We start from the raw sequence: 14,558 nt of genomic DNA, 5'->3' as shown, positions 1-14,558 counted from the left end.
AATGGATGAATCAGCGCAAAAAAAAACGGAGTACTTCCGAATATATCTCGATAGTTAAGTTAATATTATATATATGCGGTAGCCTTAAAGGCTGGCATAAATTTCAATTTTAATTTTCTCAGAAAATGGCGAGACTTGATTCCCCAACTACTCGCCGTTACCATCCGTCTGATGAGAGCGAAATCGGCGCCACGGTTAACTACACTAAACGGCTATTTAGTGTAGTTAACTTTCCTCTCAATTGAGTTCATGTTTCAGCTCGAGGCCTCCAACTCACGCCCAATATCCGATAACTCCCAGACCCGGATATTCATTAGCGTAAGTTTCTATTTTGTGTAGGTCGTCCCATGCCTTCGTTACCGCAGCCACTGTTTGAAAGCTACCGCCGTTTCCTGGAGCTGAACTTTCAGCAGATGAGCGAAGAACTGCCAGTCGTGCGGGCCTACCTAGCGAGATTTCCCGAAGAACTGGACGCTTGCCAGGGTTACCTCGCCGCGCGGGGTTTCCTCAAGTCGTATGCCGGCAATGAAGCGACTTTCAACTCCTACCGGACGCATGTCGAGCGCCTGCTGCTATGGTCACTGCTGGTGGCCCAGAAGCCATTGCTGGCCTTGCGGCGCAGCGACGCCGAGGCCTTTATGGAATTCTGTCTACGGCCGGCGGCGTCCTGGATCGGCCCAGTGGTCAAGTCGCGCTTTGTCCGGGTCGGTGCCGCGCCTACCGGCAGCACCGACACCTACCAGCTCAACGGGGCTTGGATTGGTCGGGTCGAATGCAAATGGGTGGGCAAGTCTGTGCAATTACCCAAAAAGGAGATCCTGCAAGTCCCAGAGAAGCGAGTCGCAGCACAAGGTGGTGTGATAAGGATCTTTTCCGATGATGGAAGCTTCCAAGAACTTAGATTCCGATAGGTCATTACGAGCATTGATTGATAGCGGACGCTTACCGATATCAGCCAAGTAGGGTCGGCCGAATGTCCGTTTTGCCTTAGCCGACCTCAGCGCCCTACCCGCTTTTATTATTTTGAACCAAAAATTAAAGCGACAACTTGGATAGAGGGTAATTAACCGACATCGGTAGTTAGACAGGTTCTTACCGTGGAATGACCATGCTCGATCCTGGGAAGGTGCGCATTTCGTACGTGGACCGCTCCAGCGTTCCGCATCCCCGACTCCACGCAGCCGGTGAACCCCATTACGTTGAAACGAGTTCCCGGACGAGGTTGATAAAGGCCCTTAGTCCTGCCGGCATGTGACGATTGGGAGGGTAGTAGAGACTTAAGCCAGGGTACGGAGGTGTCCAGTCTTCGAGAACGCGCACAAGTTTTCCCGAGCCTATGTGCGTATTTGCCGCGAACTCATTAGTCCACGCCAGACCCGCTCCTTGGAGCGCCGCCTCTATCATTAAATGGTTACTATCGAGCGTAAGCGATCCACTGACATCTACAGACTGCTGCTCACCACGTTTTTCAAATTCCCATTTGTAGAGAGAGCCGCTGGGAAAGCGGACGCGAATGCAGTTATGTGCAAGAAGGTCTGCCGGAACCTTGGGCTTTTTACGATTCGCGAAGTAATAGGGGGCTCCTACCACCGCAAAACGTATCGGAGGGCTGATGGGAATTGCAATCATGTCCTGCGGAACACTTTCTGACAGTCTTATGCCCGCATCGAACCCGCCAGCAACAATATCAACCAAGCTCCTATCGGTGACGATGTCTACCTTCATATCCGGATAGCGATTCAAATATTCCAGAACCACCGGGGTCATGATCATCTGCGCGGCACCTTCAGAGGTGTTTAGACGCAGTGTTCCCGCTGGTGTATCGCGAAACTCGCTAACCGCTTCCATGGCCGCCGATATCTCACGAAGGGCTGGTTCTATTCGAATTAGAAACTGTTCGCCGGCTTCGGAAAGCGAGACGCTACGAGTAGTTCTATGGAATAACTTAATCCCCAGACGCTGTTCAAGGGTGGCGATCGCGTGGCTAAGCGCAGAGGGCGACAAGCCCAACTCTATAGCTGCGCGACGGAAGCTGCGATGTATTGACACGGCGACAAAGGCGTGGAGTTCGAGAAGCCCTGATTTCTGCATTGTGCTAATTCCTGCACCTGTTCATCCGATATTAGCCTGATTGTTCGCACCAATGGATAGGCTTACTGTAGTTCGAACGGCTCAGCGATCAGGACCGTAGGGTTTACGCGTGTCCAGTCAGACGCTCCGGCATGAAAGCGCGTACAGAAGATCCAGGTTTCAATCTCAGTATTAACTCTCTGCTGATCCGAGCAAAAAATGGTGTGCTAACCCGCGTCGTCCTTACCTAAAAGGTATCCGGCCCACCTGCTAACCCTGTCAGCGATGCACTTGCGAGGAATGTTTCATGACACGTATTACGACCCCATTCGGGTTTCATTCAACCGCAAGAGAGGTTATCGATGGAGTGGACCTCACCGGTAAACGGGCAATTGTCACCGGTGGCGCTGCCGGGATCGGCATTGAAACTGCGCGTGCTTTAGTCAATGCCGGGGCACACGTAACGCTTGCCGTTCGACGCCCGGATGCGGCTGAATTGATAGCTGCCGAACTGCGCGCGGACGGCAGGGGCACCGTTGATGTTCGACCAATCGACCTCGCGGATGTCTCCTCTGTGAAATCGTTTGCTGAGTCTTGGTCGGCGCCCCTTCATATCTTGGTCAATAACGCTGGGATCATGGCTCTTCCTGAGCGGGAACTGTCACCACAGGGCTGGGAAATGCAGTTTGCAACTAACTTCCTTGGACATTTTGCGCTCGTACTCGGCTTGCAGGACGTCTTGGTCAAAGCTGAGGGGGCTCGAATCGTTTCACTGAGTTCAAACGCAAATTTGTTGGGACCGGTGGTCTTCGACGATATCAATTTTGACTTCCGCCCCTACGAACCTTTCGCATCCTATTCACAAGCAAAGTCGGCATGCGCGCTCTTAGCAGTGGAGATCACGCGAAGATGGGCTGATCGTGGCATTTTCGCCAACTCGTTGAACCCCGGGGCTATCGCAACCAATCTCCAGAAGCATACCGGCGGCTTGAAAACTCCAGTTGACCGTCAGAAGACAGCAGAACAAGGTGCTTCCACTTCTGTGCTTCTCGCCGCATCGCCGCTATTAGAGGGAATAGGTGGTCGTTACTTCGAAGACTGTAATGAGGCACAGGTAGTCTACAAACGCCCAGCCGATTACATCGGGGTTGCGCCTTACGCCGTTGACCCCGGTGCCGCGCGGCGGTTATGGGAAGTTGCCACGCGAATGATCGGGTGAAGCCATGCCTATAACAACCATGAAGGTGGGCTTTATAGGGCTTGGTGACCCAGATCGTCCAATGGACCAGGCAATCGCCAGCGCTGGTTTCGAGCTTCATATTTGGGCTCTACGTCCCCCAAACATGGAAGGCCAACGCAAGGTTTGCCTCACATTGTTGGAAAAAACGCTACAGGCGCGTGCAGCAATTGCGACGTTGTCTGTCTTTGCCTTGATCAAGCGCTGAAGGTAAAACTGGGACGGCAGAAACTACAAAAGGAGACCAACGCTTATACCACTACGTAAGCCGGCAGATGGTCCAATGGTAAAGGGCCGGGAGGTTTTATCGATCTGATCGCGAAATTGCTGCGAATGTCCCTGACACCAGGAAGCCTCAGCAAGACCTCTGTCAGGAAACGCTCGTACCCACGCAGGTCCTGCACAACTACGTGCAGGAGGAAATCTGATTCGCCGGACACCAGGAAAGCTGACACCACCTCTGGAAGCGCCAGAACCGTCACTCGAAATTTTTCCGCCTCCACCTCATGGTGGCGTTCGACTTTTACGCCAACGAACACCGTCAGTCCCAACCCCACCGACTCTGCATCGAGCGTTGCCTGATAACCGCGGATGACTCCTGCCTCCTCCAGATTGCGCACGCGCCGCAAACAAGGAGATGGAGAGAGACCGATCTCTTCTGCCAGTTGTACGTTAGTCAGTCGACCGTCTCGTTGAAGGGCGGCTAGGATGCCTCTGTCGTAGCTATCGAGCTTTATTTGAGGATTTCGAAATTTGGCATACACAAACCTTTTATAAAACTTCATTGGCATAAACTGCCAAAACAACCCGAGTATTGAGTTCAAAACGCAACCACCTGCCCTCCCCCTTGGACCTAGAATTTATCTCCCTCACCACTCACTGAGCTGCTTCAGAATGGAAGATAAAGCGCTGTATCTCTTAGCCCTTTCAATGATCTTTTTAATGCCCGGCCCGGACATGATCCTGCTGCTGCAAACCGGCGCAAAACAAGGCAGAACGGCCGCATTGGCAACCGCACTGGGTTTGGCATTTGCTCGTGCCTGCCACGTCACATTGACCGCCTTGGGGCTGGCAACGATGTTCAAAGTTCTTCCTTGGACATTTGATGTCGTTAAATACGCAGGCGCTGCTTATCTACTTTGGATAGGGTTACAAATGTTTAAAAGCAGTGGCGCAAGCTCACCAACAGCTGTTGAGAATCCCGTTGCATCGCCATCCTTGAAGGCAGCTTTCCGGCGTGGTCTTCTGACTAATCTGCTCAATCCGAAAGCGTTACTGTTCAGCTCAATATTGCTACCACAATTCATTGAGCCCAATCGCTCCTCCGTATGGGAGCAATTTGCCGTGTTAGGTATCGTCCTCGTAATTACAGGGCTTCTGTTCGACAGTATTTTTGCAACCGCCAGCGCATGGGTAGGCCGCTGGATGGAACGAAGCGCGTTGGCGCAACGCATTCAGCAATGGCTATTCGGTACTCTTCTTATAGGATTCTCCGTAAGGCTGGCACTGGTACAGCAAGCCTGAAACCCAATTATTGAAGAACTTTTTCATTGGCTACTGCGGTACCAGCACATTCGCGCCGATACCGGCGCGAAATTGCTGCATTGACCACTGGGGCGACTTTCAATTGGGCTAACCTGCCCAGACAGACGATCCAGTTGCCAACTTTTGGATTATTTATCCGACTGCCAGCTGTAATGGCTAATCTCCGGATTGAGAGGGGTTTTAGCGAAAACATTGGCAAAGTTGCACAGAGTTGCCAGGCTCACTCCAAGGATTACTTCCAAGGCATTTCCCTCTGTGTAGCCCGCAGTTTTGAAAGCGCCGTAGGTTTGTTCACTGACGTTACCGCGCGTCGCGATTACTTCGCGGGCAAAGGCTGCCAAGGCTTCAAGCTTTACCTCCGGTATGGCTGTTTGTCCGCGCAGTGCACCGACCACTTCATCAGATAACTTCGCCTTGTTCAACGCTACCGCGGTGTGACCCGCTACGCAGAAATCACAACCGTGATTGGTCGCAGCAATCAGCTGCACGACTTCACGTTCAGCTAAGCTCAGCTCAGCTTTGCAATTGAGGGCAGATACCGTGACGTACGTTTCCAATGCCGCTGGGGCATTGGCCAACACAGCCAGTAAATTTGGAATGAAACCAGAGTTTTTCTGGGCGTTTTCCAGGAAAGGTTTGGCTGCTTCAGGTGCAGTTTGCAATGTGTGGAGAGTGACACGTGCCATGAGATATTTTCCTGCGAATTGAATGTCCGGCAAGTCTGTTGGCAACACGAATTTACAACCACTCTCCTGAGTAGCGTTTACCTGCCTCTGAGTATTTTCATTAGATGATTTCGTCCAGCCCACTGATTGATTGGTTATTAGAAAGTCTTGAGCTAGAGGCCAACCTCTTTCATGTCGGCCGCTACTGCGGTGGATGGCATGCCAGTACCTACGGCTCAGCGCGATCGAGTTTTCATTTGATCGTACAAGGCAATTGCTGGCTGCATATCAATGGTCAGAATCAGGCGCAACAACTGAATGCGGGAGATGCCGTGTTTTTGCTGCGTGATCAAGATTACCGGCTGTCCAGTGCCTCGCAGGCTCACACCGCCCAACGTCTACCCCGCAGAGAAATGACCGAACTGGATAGCGAGGCCAAAGACGGGGTTGGGCTCGTATGTGGCTTCTTTTACTTCAAGTCCGGATTGTCGTCGCTGATCATCGAAGGATTGCCAGACTGGATTATTCTACGGGCTGGGGATCCATCGCTGAGCGCGGCCCGAGCCCTGTTCGAGCTGATCCTGGATGAATGCCGGCAAGCCCCGCCGTCTCCTGCGTTATTGGAGCGGCTGAGCCATCTGCTCTTTCTGTATGTGCTACGTCAGCAGGTAATGGAAAATCAGAGCCTGGGGGGCTTGGTGGCACTGGCCAGGCACCCCGTCTTTGCCACATTGCTGGACCAATTAATCGAGTATCCAGAGCGCTCTTGGTCTTTGGAGAGCATGGCGGCGTGCACCAGACTTTCTCGCTCGGCGTTTTTCATAAAATTTAACGAACTGGTAGGCCAGTCGCCGGGGCAAGTGCTGCTAGCGCTGCGGATCCGCCATGCCTGTCAATTGCTTAAGAGCAACCACACAGTGGAGACGGTGTGTGCAGCTGTGGGCTACCAGTCGATTTCTGCGTTTTCTCGCGCATTCGCCAAATCGGTGGGCATGCAGCCAGGAGCCTATCGAAAAAATCATGAAGGTCGCTGAGCAACATTCAGGTGATATTCGCCCGTACGGAATAAGCACCATATCGGCAGCACAGCAGTAACGGTCACACCGTCGGCGACTGTTACGAGTGTTATTGGTGAGACAGAACGTCTCGATCAAAGCGATCGCTCGGCGATCGCCCATCAAAATCTGGGGCTAAACGGCTTCTTGCTCCAACGCTCCGAGAGAGCCGAGGCATCAGCAGCAGCGCGTTGTACATTTTCCATTGCCGTAGCGAGCTTGCTGACGCTCACGAAAAAACTCCGAATAAGTCATTACCGGCTGGTCTGGATGGTTGATCGCCATTTGGGCCACATAATTGTCGTAATCGGGAACACCTACCATCAAACGCGCACTCTGGCTGACTGACTTCAGGGCGTGCTGCAATTTGCTGAACATAAAAACTCTCTCTATTGGAGGGGCACCGATACATCAAACCGCAGTTATGTATCTGTAATGTGTCTGAGCTTTTTTATTTTCAGACACGTGCCGTATCGCTGGCGTCACCTTCTCAGATAGCGCTACAGCGAACATCGGTCCAGTGAGGTAAGCGACCCTACTTGATCCGTGCCGCCTGCCTGGAGGTCGTACTCACCAAGCAGTTGGCAGGTGCCGCCTATTTCTGCAAATTAACCAGCGGTTCGCCCTTCTTGACGATGTAGGTTGCCAATTCCGAGCCGGTGGTCGTGCCGATGTTCGTCGCGATGTGCGCGGTACCTTCCGGAATGTACAAGGAGTCACCAGCTTTGAGCGTAACCGTCGGCTGCCCTTCGAGTTCATACTGGAAGATACCACTGATTACGTAAGCCACTTCCACGCCTGGGTGAGAGTGCTTAGGTGCTGCAACACCTGGTTCGAAGTCGACGCGAACCTGAATAACTTCACGGTCGGAAACACCGAGATCGCGTTTCACGAGATCCGTGCGATGGAGCCCTGTCTGCCAGCTTTTTGCCGCGGTCGTCTCGTGTGCGGGTTCGGCGGAAGCCTTCACCTCTTGAGCGTGTGCCATCCCCGCGAGTGCAGAGAGGGATACGGCTGCGGCAAGGGCAACACCAAACCTGCCGATAGTTTTGCGGGTGTAAAAACGAGACATTGAATTTCTCCGGTCAGTGCACGGTAAGGCCGTGTATGGGTCCGCTCGTGCGGTGAATCCATTTCCAGGCAATGGTGTATCCCGCACGTGTCAGACTGACCGGGGTTTTGTATGCGGAGTTAGCTGACGATATAAGGGATACGTTTTGATACAAACCCTCTGGACAGGTGCGCTCTCCTGCCAGCCGAACTGCTCAACCAGTACGACATGGTCCTCAGATGTATCAGTGGGACTGATAAAAGCTTCATTCAGCGACACGAATAATACTGAAGTATGAGACACGCATATAAAGTGGCTACTCGCATAAACCTATGCACGACTGACTATTTTCCTCCGGAAAGATATTCTACCTTCATAGGCTCCAGAGGAATTCATCATGAACAAGCTACTGGTGAAAACAATTGGTATTGTATCGTCCTTGGGTTCGATATATATGAACTCAGCAGTCGTCAACACAGATTGTGAATCAAGCCTGAACGACCAATTTTTTGAAAGCGGCTCGCGTGTCTGCACCGGTGAAAGTGCCACCACACCAGCCGAAGCAAGCTCAAAGCCCGCAACATTCATAGTCCGGAACGCTGACAGACTAACCGCAGGATCGCATCTGGTGAGTCCGCGCAAATTCTATGTCCATCACGGCATATATCTTGGAGATGGTAAGGTCGCTCATTACTCTGGATTGAGTGCATCGCTGCAAGCCGGCCCGATCGAAGTCACTGATCTTGATCGCTTTGGGAACGGTAGTTCCGTCTGGGTACATCAAGAACAATGCGCATTTTCCAATGACGAGATAATTGTTCGCGCCCTCTCCAGAGTAGGAGAATCGCAGTACAAAATCTTGTCAAATAATTGCGAACACTTTTGTAATTGGTGCATTAACGGGAATAGCTACAGCGCACAAGTTAATGAGTATCTCCATCGTCCGCTCCGATTGGTTCGTATGATATTCTCATCGACACCCGATTTAATTGCGTAGTTGCTGTTAATAGCCTACGCCTCCCTCCTTTGTGTTCCACAATCCTCATTCATGAAACACGGTTACGACGTCGTTTTTGGCACACCCCAGCACTCTCCGATGTCCGAGAAGGGTTTTGCTTGCTGCAATTTCGTTAGGGGTGTTCACTGCAATCAACCGTGATGAATTGCATACCCAGCAGGCCCATTGATTGATATGAAAATCTCAATTGAACCGACGGTAGCTGTAGAAAATCCCAACCACCTTGCCCCCCATATTGTGCTTCAAAGATTTGGCGCAGCTGCGCTTGCAAGCGTCATCTTCATCATCGACACACTGACCTCCATCCATATCGCTATAGCGGTGCTCTACGTCGCCGTGATTCTGATGTCGGTCAACCTGTTTTCCAAAAAAGGAGTTATTGGCGTTTCGCTCTCCTGCTTTGGATTGACGTTGGCCGCGTTTTTTATTTCCCATGGCAGCGACTTCAACAGCTCCGCGTTCGCCCGTTGCCTGGTCAGCCTGTCCGCGATCGGTATCACCACTTTACTGGCACTGAAAAATAAAGCAGCCAATGACGAGTTGCAGGAGCAGGTGCGGATGCTCGCGCAAACCCACGACGCCATCATCGTTCGCGACATGAATGGCATCATCACTACGTGGAGCCCGGGCGCCGAAGCCTTGTATGGCTGGTCCAAAGCACAAGCTATCGGTCAGGATTTTCGAAAGCTTCTGCGGCCTCAACTGACGCTCACCTGGGAGCAAATGATGAACTCGCTCATTGAAACCGGCCGATGGGAAGGCGAAGTTGTGGAACACCGACGTGACGGAACACCCGTGACGGTTGTAAGTCGTTGCTCCCTGTCACGGGACGAGAACAATCAACCAAAAGCGGTTTTGGCCACTCACAACGACATCACCGAGCAAAAAAGGGCCATCAATGCCCTGCGACGCAGCGAAGCGTTTCTGGCCGGTGCTCAATGGCTGAGTCAGACCGGGAGCATTGGTCTGAAAATCCCAAGCGGCGAGATGTATTGGTCCGACGAGGCTCGGCGGATATTCGAGTTCGGCGACGACGAGGAACCGCTGCTGTCCAGCGTCCTGAAAAAAACCCATCCAGATGATCTGGACCTGGTCAAAGTATCGATCAAGCACGCCTATCAGAAAGAGCCTCACATCAAGGTGGAATACCGGCTTTTGATGACCGACGGGCGGATCAAGCATGTGCAAATGCTGGCTCATCCCGTCCAGGATGCCGCCGGGAATTTTGAATACATCGGGGCGCTGATGGATGTCACTGATGCAAAAATGTCTGAGGAAGCGCTCCATCGCTCGCAGACAGAATTGGCTCACGTGACCCGAATCACAACGTTGGGTGAACTGGCGGCATCGATAGCACATGAAGTCAACCAGCCATTGGCCGCCGTAACCACCAATGGCACTGCCGGTTTGCGTTGGTTGAATCGCGAGGTGCCAGACATCGACGAGGTGCGCAGTGCAATGGAGCGGATGATGAGCGAGACCCATCGAGCGAGCGAGGTGATTCGACGTATCCGGGCAATGTCACGCAAGACCGATCCTCAAAGCGTCCCAGTTGATCTCATGGAAGTTATAGAAGAGTCATTGGCGCTGGTCGACAGGGAGGTCAGACGGAACAAAATTGTGCTAGACCATCAATACGATACCGAGGCAGCCCGGATTATTGGTGACCGCGTCCAACTTCAGCAGGTCATCATCAATCTGATCATGAATGGTGTGCAGGCAATGTCCAATACCAAAGGTAAACATCGCACACTCCATTTGCGCCTTAGGCGTTCTGATGCGGGCGAACTGTGCGTTGATGTCAAAGACAACGGCCCCGGTATTTCGCCGCAAAGCATGCCCAAACTCTTCAACGCTTTCTACACTACCAAGCCCGACGGAATGGGTATGGGGTTATCCATTTGTCGATCGATCATTGATGCCCATGGTGGCCGCATCTGGGCAACAAGTGAAGCAGGTGAAGGCGCGGCATTGCACTTGTCCTTCCCCTCCAGCAATGAGGAGCCTGCGTGAACGAAGATGTTTCTTCCATGGATAAGGGGCCCATGGACAAGAGCCCTGTTGTCTTTGTGATTGACGACGAGGCCCCCATGCGCGAAGCGCTCAGTAGTCTCTTTCGTTCGGTGGGGCTCCAAGTGCAGACTTTTGCCTCGCCGACAGAATTTCTACAACTACCCGATCCCGATGCGCCCAGCTGTCTGGTCCTCGATGTACGGCTTCAAGGCGCCAGTGGCCTGGAGTTCCAACATCAGTTGGTGGAATCGAAGATCGCATTGCCCATCATCTTCATCTCGGGACATGGGGACATCGCCATGTCAGTCAAGGCGATGAAAGCCGGGGCCGTGGATTTTCTGGTCAAACCGTTCCGCGATCAGGATTTGCTGGATGCCGTCGCCGCTGCTCACCACAGGGATGCCAAGCGTCGGGAAATCGACCAGCAGGACGCCGAAATGCATGCCTGCTACCAAACGCTGACAGCCCGTGAGCGAGAGGTCATGGCCCACGCAGCCAAGGGTCTGATGAATAAACAGATTGCGGGAGAAATGAATCTAAGTGAAATCACCGTCAAAATCCATCGCGGGCATGTGATGAAAAAAATGCACGCAAAGTCGTTTGCAGACCTGGTTCGAACGGCACAAATCCTGGGGATCGGACCAAAACGCTGAGCAACACATACGTGTGTATGATTTCTTTTAAGGCTATCGGCAAATAGAGTGGAATTGGCGCGATAGCTTTTCAGCTGTTACGAATCCATTGATGTCGCGCCAGGATCTGCGCAATGAATAAAGTCCCTGTGATCTCCATTGTCGACGATGACGAATCTGGCCGAATCGCACTCAGTAGCCTAGTGCGTTCCATGGGCTGTGAACCCAGTCTTTTTTCCTGCGCCGAAGATTTTCTCGCCTGCGCCAAAAGTTACGGCACGGACTGCCTGATCTCGGACGTTCAAATGCCGGGCATGTCTGGCCTGGATCTGCAATCTGAACTCCTCAGTAAAGGGCACGACATCCCCATTATTTTCATCACCGCATACCCGGAGGAGTTGGTTCGCAAACGTGCAAAATCCGCGGGAGCGATCTGCTTTCTCAGCAAACCATTTGATGGACAAGTGATGATTGACTGTATTGAGCAAATCCTGAGAAATAGAGAGACAGGCCTTATCGTAAATTGACAACCGCGATGCGTCCAGCAAAGCCCAATTGTTTAACCGCAAAATATTAATTGTCTCTTTTTCGGCGCCCTCCTCCAATCTACTTAATTAACACCAGTATACTCAAGTATTAGCATCTACCACTTACACCTTAGATAAGTTAAACCTACGTAGAAGTGCTAATTAAGTCATCATCAATCACTATACAACCAAGCCAACGACAGCGGCATTTCAATTAAATACTGGCCTTCAAAGCTGTTTAATTGATTTGGTTATTACCGTCCGCTTAGAGGCTCATAGGCAATGAGTCAGATGTCCTTTGAACATTCGCTCTTTGCGCGCTGAAGCACAATGACGGGCCGCAACCCTTTTGGTGATGACTATGAATAGAAACGATCTTCGCAAAATCGACTTCGGTCTTTTGATCGTTTTCGAAACGCTGATGCACGAACGAAATCTTACCCGTGCCGGTGAGAAATTATTTCTCTGTCAATCGGCAATCAGTGCTTCCTTAAATCGGTTGCGTCAGTTTTTCGATGATCCGCTGTTCATTCGGATGGGTAGAACCATGGAGCCCACGAGCAGAGCATTTGAAATACAACTCACGTTGACTCCTGCGCTGGACACCATGGCGGCTGCGCTGAGCAACATTAGCGAATTTGATCCCATGACCAGTACCAACGTCTTCAGAATTGGACTTTCCGATGATGTGGAGTATTCATTGCTGCCAGGCCTGCTTCGCCAACTGCGTATGGAAGCGCCTCAAGTCAGTTTCGTCGTGCGCCGTACTGACCATTCATTGCTGGCCAACCAGCTGGCTACAGGCGAGGTGTCACTGGGCGTGTGCCACTGCCGGGAACTCCCTGCCAATGCCAAACGAAAATTTCTGCGCAGCATCCGCCCGACTGTTTTAAGTGCCAACACCATAGCGGGTCTTCTGGACCTCAACGAGTACTGTAATCGCCCACATGTCTCTGTTTCGGTCAACGGTGAAGCGTCCGATTATATTGACCGAGCGTTGGGATCTCTGGGGCGGCAACGCCAGATCATCCTGGCGGTTCCGCAATACAGTGCACTTAAAACACTGCTTGAGGACACGCAGATGTTGGCCGTCGTACCCGATTACGTGGCCAAGGCCATGATTCGACAAGGTGGTCTACGCGCGGACCCCGTTCCGATGACTCTCCCGACCCTCGATCTATCCATGTCATGGAGCGCCACGCTGGACAACGATCCAGGCGAGCGTTGGTTACGCTCCCGCATTGCTGATTATTTGAGCGAAAAAAGTGGAACATTGCTCGAAATAAGTGCAAAAAAAGAAGCGGCTTAAAATTTCCGTCAATAATTCAGGTTAACCAAGCCTAATTATTGCAGTAAATGATGAGCAAAGTCATGACCTACCCTTCAATCATACGTAGATAGCATGAAAGTTCAACAGCATTAGATTTATCCTATATAACAAATAAATCATTACTCCCTCTTATTCTTGGACGATATTTAGTAAGGCCTCTAACATCGGTCTTCGCAATTTCACCCAGACGCTTAACGCCGGAACTTGCACATGAAAGCATTCATCGAAGGTTTCATCAAGTTTCAAAAAGAATTTTTTCCGCAGCGAACGGATCTTTTCAAATATCTCGCCACTACCCAAAATCCAGAAACGTTATTTATCACGTGCTCCGACAGTAGAGTCATTCCGGAGTTGCTCACACAACAAGAGCCCGGAGAGCTATTCGTTATACGCAACGCTGGAAACATAGTTCCATCCTATGGACCACAGCCGGGTGGTGTCACCGCCTCTGTCGAGTATGCCGTTGCGGTACTCGAGGTCCATGACATCGTCATTTGCGGTCACTCAGATTGCGGAGCAATGACGGCGGTTTCCAGTGGCAAATCATTGAATCATTTACCGGCAGTGGCGGCCTGGATGAGCTATGCGGAGTCGGCGAAGGTAATGAACGCGACCCGTACCCACGCATCCGACAAAGAACGTGTCAGCTCAATGGTTCGGGAAAATGTTATCGCTCAGCTCTCCAACCTGAAAACCCACCCCAGCGTCAGATTGGCTCTGGAACAGAATAAAGCTGAATCTGCATGGTTGGGTCTATGACATCGAAACAGGGTCCATCGTCGCGCTCGATGGCAGAACCAACAAATTCGTTCCATTGGCGGAGTTTCCGGAAACAACGGCATAGGGCTCACCTGCTCCCTAAGCACATTGCCTGCTCGACCACGATGTCCCCACACGTTCGGAGTGAAAATCATGGCTGAATCTGAAACCCGTCCCCCACTACCCCCTTTCGATCGCGAATCGGCAATTCTCAAAGTCCGGCTTGCAGAGGATGGCTGGAACTCCCGCGATGCAGAAAAAGTTTCGCTGGCTTACACAACTGATACCAAATGGCGCAATCGCGTCGACTTCGCGGTAAACCGGGCCGAGGCCGCAGCATTCTTGACACGCAAATGGAACAAAGAACTGGACTATCGGCTGATCAAAGAGCTGTGGGCATTCACCGATAACCGCATCGCGGTACGTTACGCCTACGAATGGCACGATGACTCCGGTAATTGGTATCGCTCATACGGAAACGAGAATTGGGAGTTTGCTGAAAACGGACTGATGGCTCATCGGTTTGCCTGCGTCAATGACATGCCAATTAAAGAGTCGGAGCGAAAATTTCGTTGGCCGTTAGGCCGTCGCCCTGACGATCATCCAGGTCTTTCTGATTTAGACCTGTAACAACCGGCGTTCGACAGATGATGTAG

The 14,558-nt window shown here is 51.8% G+C and carries 16 protein-coding genes and 1 pseudogene; 12 read left to right on the top strand and 5 right to left on the bottom strand.

Translation table 11 applies throughout. The features are described from left to right. The first annotated feature begins 347 nt into the window (after window positions 1-347). Window positions 348-911, top strand: coding sequence for a hypothetical protein (locus tag ACA066_RS13740; RefSeq protein ID WP_497699666.1), 564 nt, complete (start codon window positions 348-350; stop codon window positions 909-911). A 283-nt stretch (window positions 912-1,194) separates the two neighbouring features. On the opposite strand, the gene ACA066_RS13735 is transcribed toward ACA066_RS13740, so the two are convergent. Further along, a complete protein-coding gene (locus tag ACA066_RS13735; RefSeq protein WP_497699665.1) occupies window positions 1,195-2,091 on the bottom strand; it encodes a LysR family transcriptional regulator in 897 nt (298 codons plus the stop codon). A 286-nt stretch (window positions 2,092-2,377) separates the two neighbouring features. Here ACA066_RS13735 and ACA066_RS13730 point away from each other — a divergent pair, with 286 nt between their 5' ends. Then, entirely contained in the window at window positions 2,378-3,289 is a 912-nt protein-coding gene (locus ACA066_RS13730; protein WP_497699664.1) for an SDR family NAD(P)-dependent oxidoreductase, read from the top strand. 4 nt (window positions 3,290-3,293) lie between these two features. Then, window positions 3,294-3,515 carry a hypothetical protein gene (locus ACA066_RS13725; RefSeq protein WP_497699663.1) on the top strand — a complete coding sequence of 74 codons (222 nt, stop codon included), beginning with the start codon at window positions 3,294-3,296 and terminating at the stop codon, window positions 3,513-3,515. A gap of 43 nt (window positions 3,516-3,558) precedes the next feature. Here ACA066_RS13725 and ACA066_RS13720 read toward each other — a convergent pair whose 3' ends face one another. Beyond that, the gene (locus tag ACA066_RS13720; RefSeq protein WP_497699870.1) at window positions 3,559-4,044 is read right to left on the bottom strand and encodes an Lrp/AsnC family transcriptional regulator; all 486 of its coding nucleotides are present in this window, start codon (window positions 4,042-4,044) and stop codon (window positions 3,559-3,561) included. 157 nt (window positions 4,045-4,201) lie between these two features. Here ACA066_RS13720 and ACA066_RS13715 point away from each other — a divergent pair, with 157 nt between their 5' ends. After that, entirely contained in the window at window positions 4,202-4,831 is a 630-nt protein-coding gene (locus ACA066_RS13715) for a LysE family translocator (RefSeq protein WP_497699662.1), read from the top strand. 149 nt (window positions 4,832-4,980) lie between these two features. Here the strand turns inward: ACA066_RS13715 and ACA066_RS13710 are convergent, their stop codons facing one another. Next, window positions 4,981-5,538: a carboxymuconolactone decarboxylase family protein gene (locus tag ACA066_RS13710; protein ID WP_497699661.1), complete on the bottom strand. Its 558-nt coding sequence runs from the start codon at window positions 5,536-5,538 to the stop codon at window positions 4,981-4,983. Between the two features lie 104 nt (window positions 5,539-5,642). Between ACA066_RS13710 and ACA066_RS13705 the strand changes: the two genes are divergently transcribed. Then, window positions 5,643-6,551: a cupin domain-containing protein gene (locus ACA066_RS13705; RefSeq protein ID WP_497699660.1), complete on the top strand. Its 909-nt coding sequence runs from the start codon at window positions 5,643-5,645 to the stop codon at window positions 6,549-6,551. Window positions 6,552-6,749: 198 nt separating this feature from the next. Here ACA066_RS13705 and ACA066_RS13700 read toward each other — a convergent pair whose 3' ends face one another. Both ACA066_RS13700 and ACA066_RS13695 read right to left on the bottom strand, forming a co-directional pair. Beyond that, a complete protein-coding gene (locus ACA066_RS13700) occupies window positions 6,750-6,950 on the bottom strand; it encodes a YbdD/YjiX family protein (protein ID WP_497699659.1) in 201 nt (66 codons plus the stop codon). Window positions 6,951-7,167: 217 nt separating this feature from the next. Continuing rightward, complete coding sequence (locus ACA066_RS13695; RefSeq protein ID WP_497699658.1) at window positions 7,168-7,644, bottom strand: cupin domain-containing protein; 477 nt, start codon at window positions 7,642-7,644, stop codon at window positions 7,168-7,170. Window positions 7,645-8,020: 376 nt separating this feature from the next. On the opposite strand from ACA066_RS13695, the gene ACA066_RS13690 reads away from it, so the two are divergent. The 7 genes and pseudogenes from ACA066_RS13690 to ACA066_RS13660 all read left to right on the top strand — a co-directional run bounded on the left by ACA066_RS13690 (window position 8,021) and on the right by ACA066_RS13660 (window position 14,532). Beyond that, a complete protein-coding gene (locus tag ACA066_RS13690; protein ID WP_497699657.1) occupies window positions 8,021-8,620 on the top strand; it encodes a lecithin retinol acyltransferase family protein in 600 nt (199 codons plus the stop codon). A 195-nt stretch (window positions 8,621-8,815) separates the two neighbouring features. Further along, window positions 8,816-10,654 carry a PAS domain-containing sensor histidine kinase gene (locus tag ACA066_RS13685; protein WP_497699656.1) on the top strand — a complete coding sequence of 613 codons (1,839 nt, stop codon included), beginning with the start codon at window positions 8,816-8,818 and terminating at the stop codon, window positions 10,652-10,654. 17 nt (window positions 10,655-10,671) lie between these two features. Further along, window positions 10,672-11,307 carry a response regulator transcription factor gene (locus ACA066_RS13680; protein WP_497699869.1) on the top strand — a complete coding sequence of 212 codons (636 nt, stop codon included), beginning with the start codon at window positions 10,672-10,674 and terminating at the stop codon, window positions 11,305-11,307. 113 nt (window positions 11,308-11,420) lie between these two features. Beyond that, the gene (locus ACA066_RS13675; RefSeq protein ID WP_497699655.1) at window positions 11,421-11,813 is read left to right on the top strand and encodes a response regulator transcription factor; all 393 of its coding nucleotides are present in this window, start codon (window positions 11,421-11,423) and stop codon (window positions 11,811-11,813) included. 361 nt (window positions 11,814-12,174) lie between these two features. After that, on the top strand, window positions 12,175-13,122 hold the full coding sequence (locus tag ACA066_RS13670) for a LysR substrate-binding domain-containing protein (RefSeq protein ID WP_497699654.1): 948 nt from the start codon (window positions 12,175-12,177) through the stop codon (window positions 13,120-13,122). A 231-nt stretch (window positions 13,123-13,353) separates the two neighbouring features. Beyond that, window positions 13,354-13,987 (top strand): annotated as a pseudogene (locus ACA066_RS13665) (carbonic anhydrase). Window positions 13,988-14,055: 68 nt separating this feature from the next. Further along, window positions 14,056-14,532, top strand: coding sequence for a nuclear transport factor 2 family protein (locus ACA066_RS13660; RefSeq protein WP_497699653.1), 477 nt, complete (start codon window positions 14,056-14,058; stop codon window positions 14,530-14,532). The last annotated feature ends 26 nt before the right edge of the window (window positions 14,533-14,558 follow it).

Source organism: Pseudomonas sp. LBUM1651 (genome assembly GCF_059716135.1).
The sequence above is the reverse complement of the archived record's forward strand: the minus strand, read 5'-3'. Positions and strand labels throughout refer to the sequence as shown.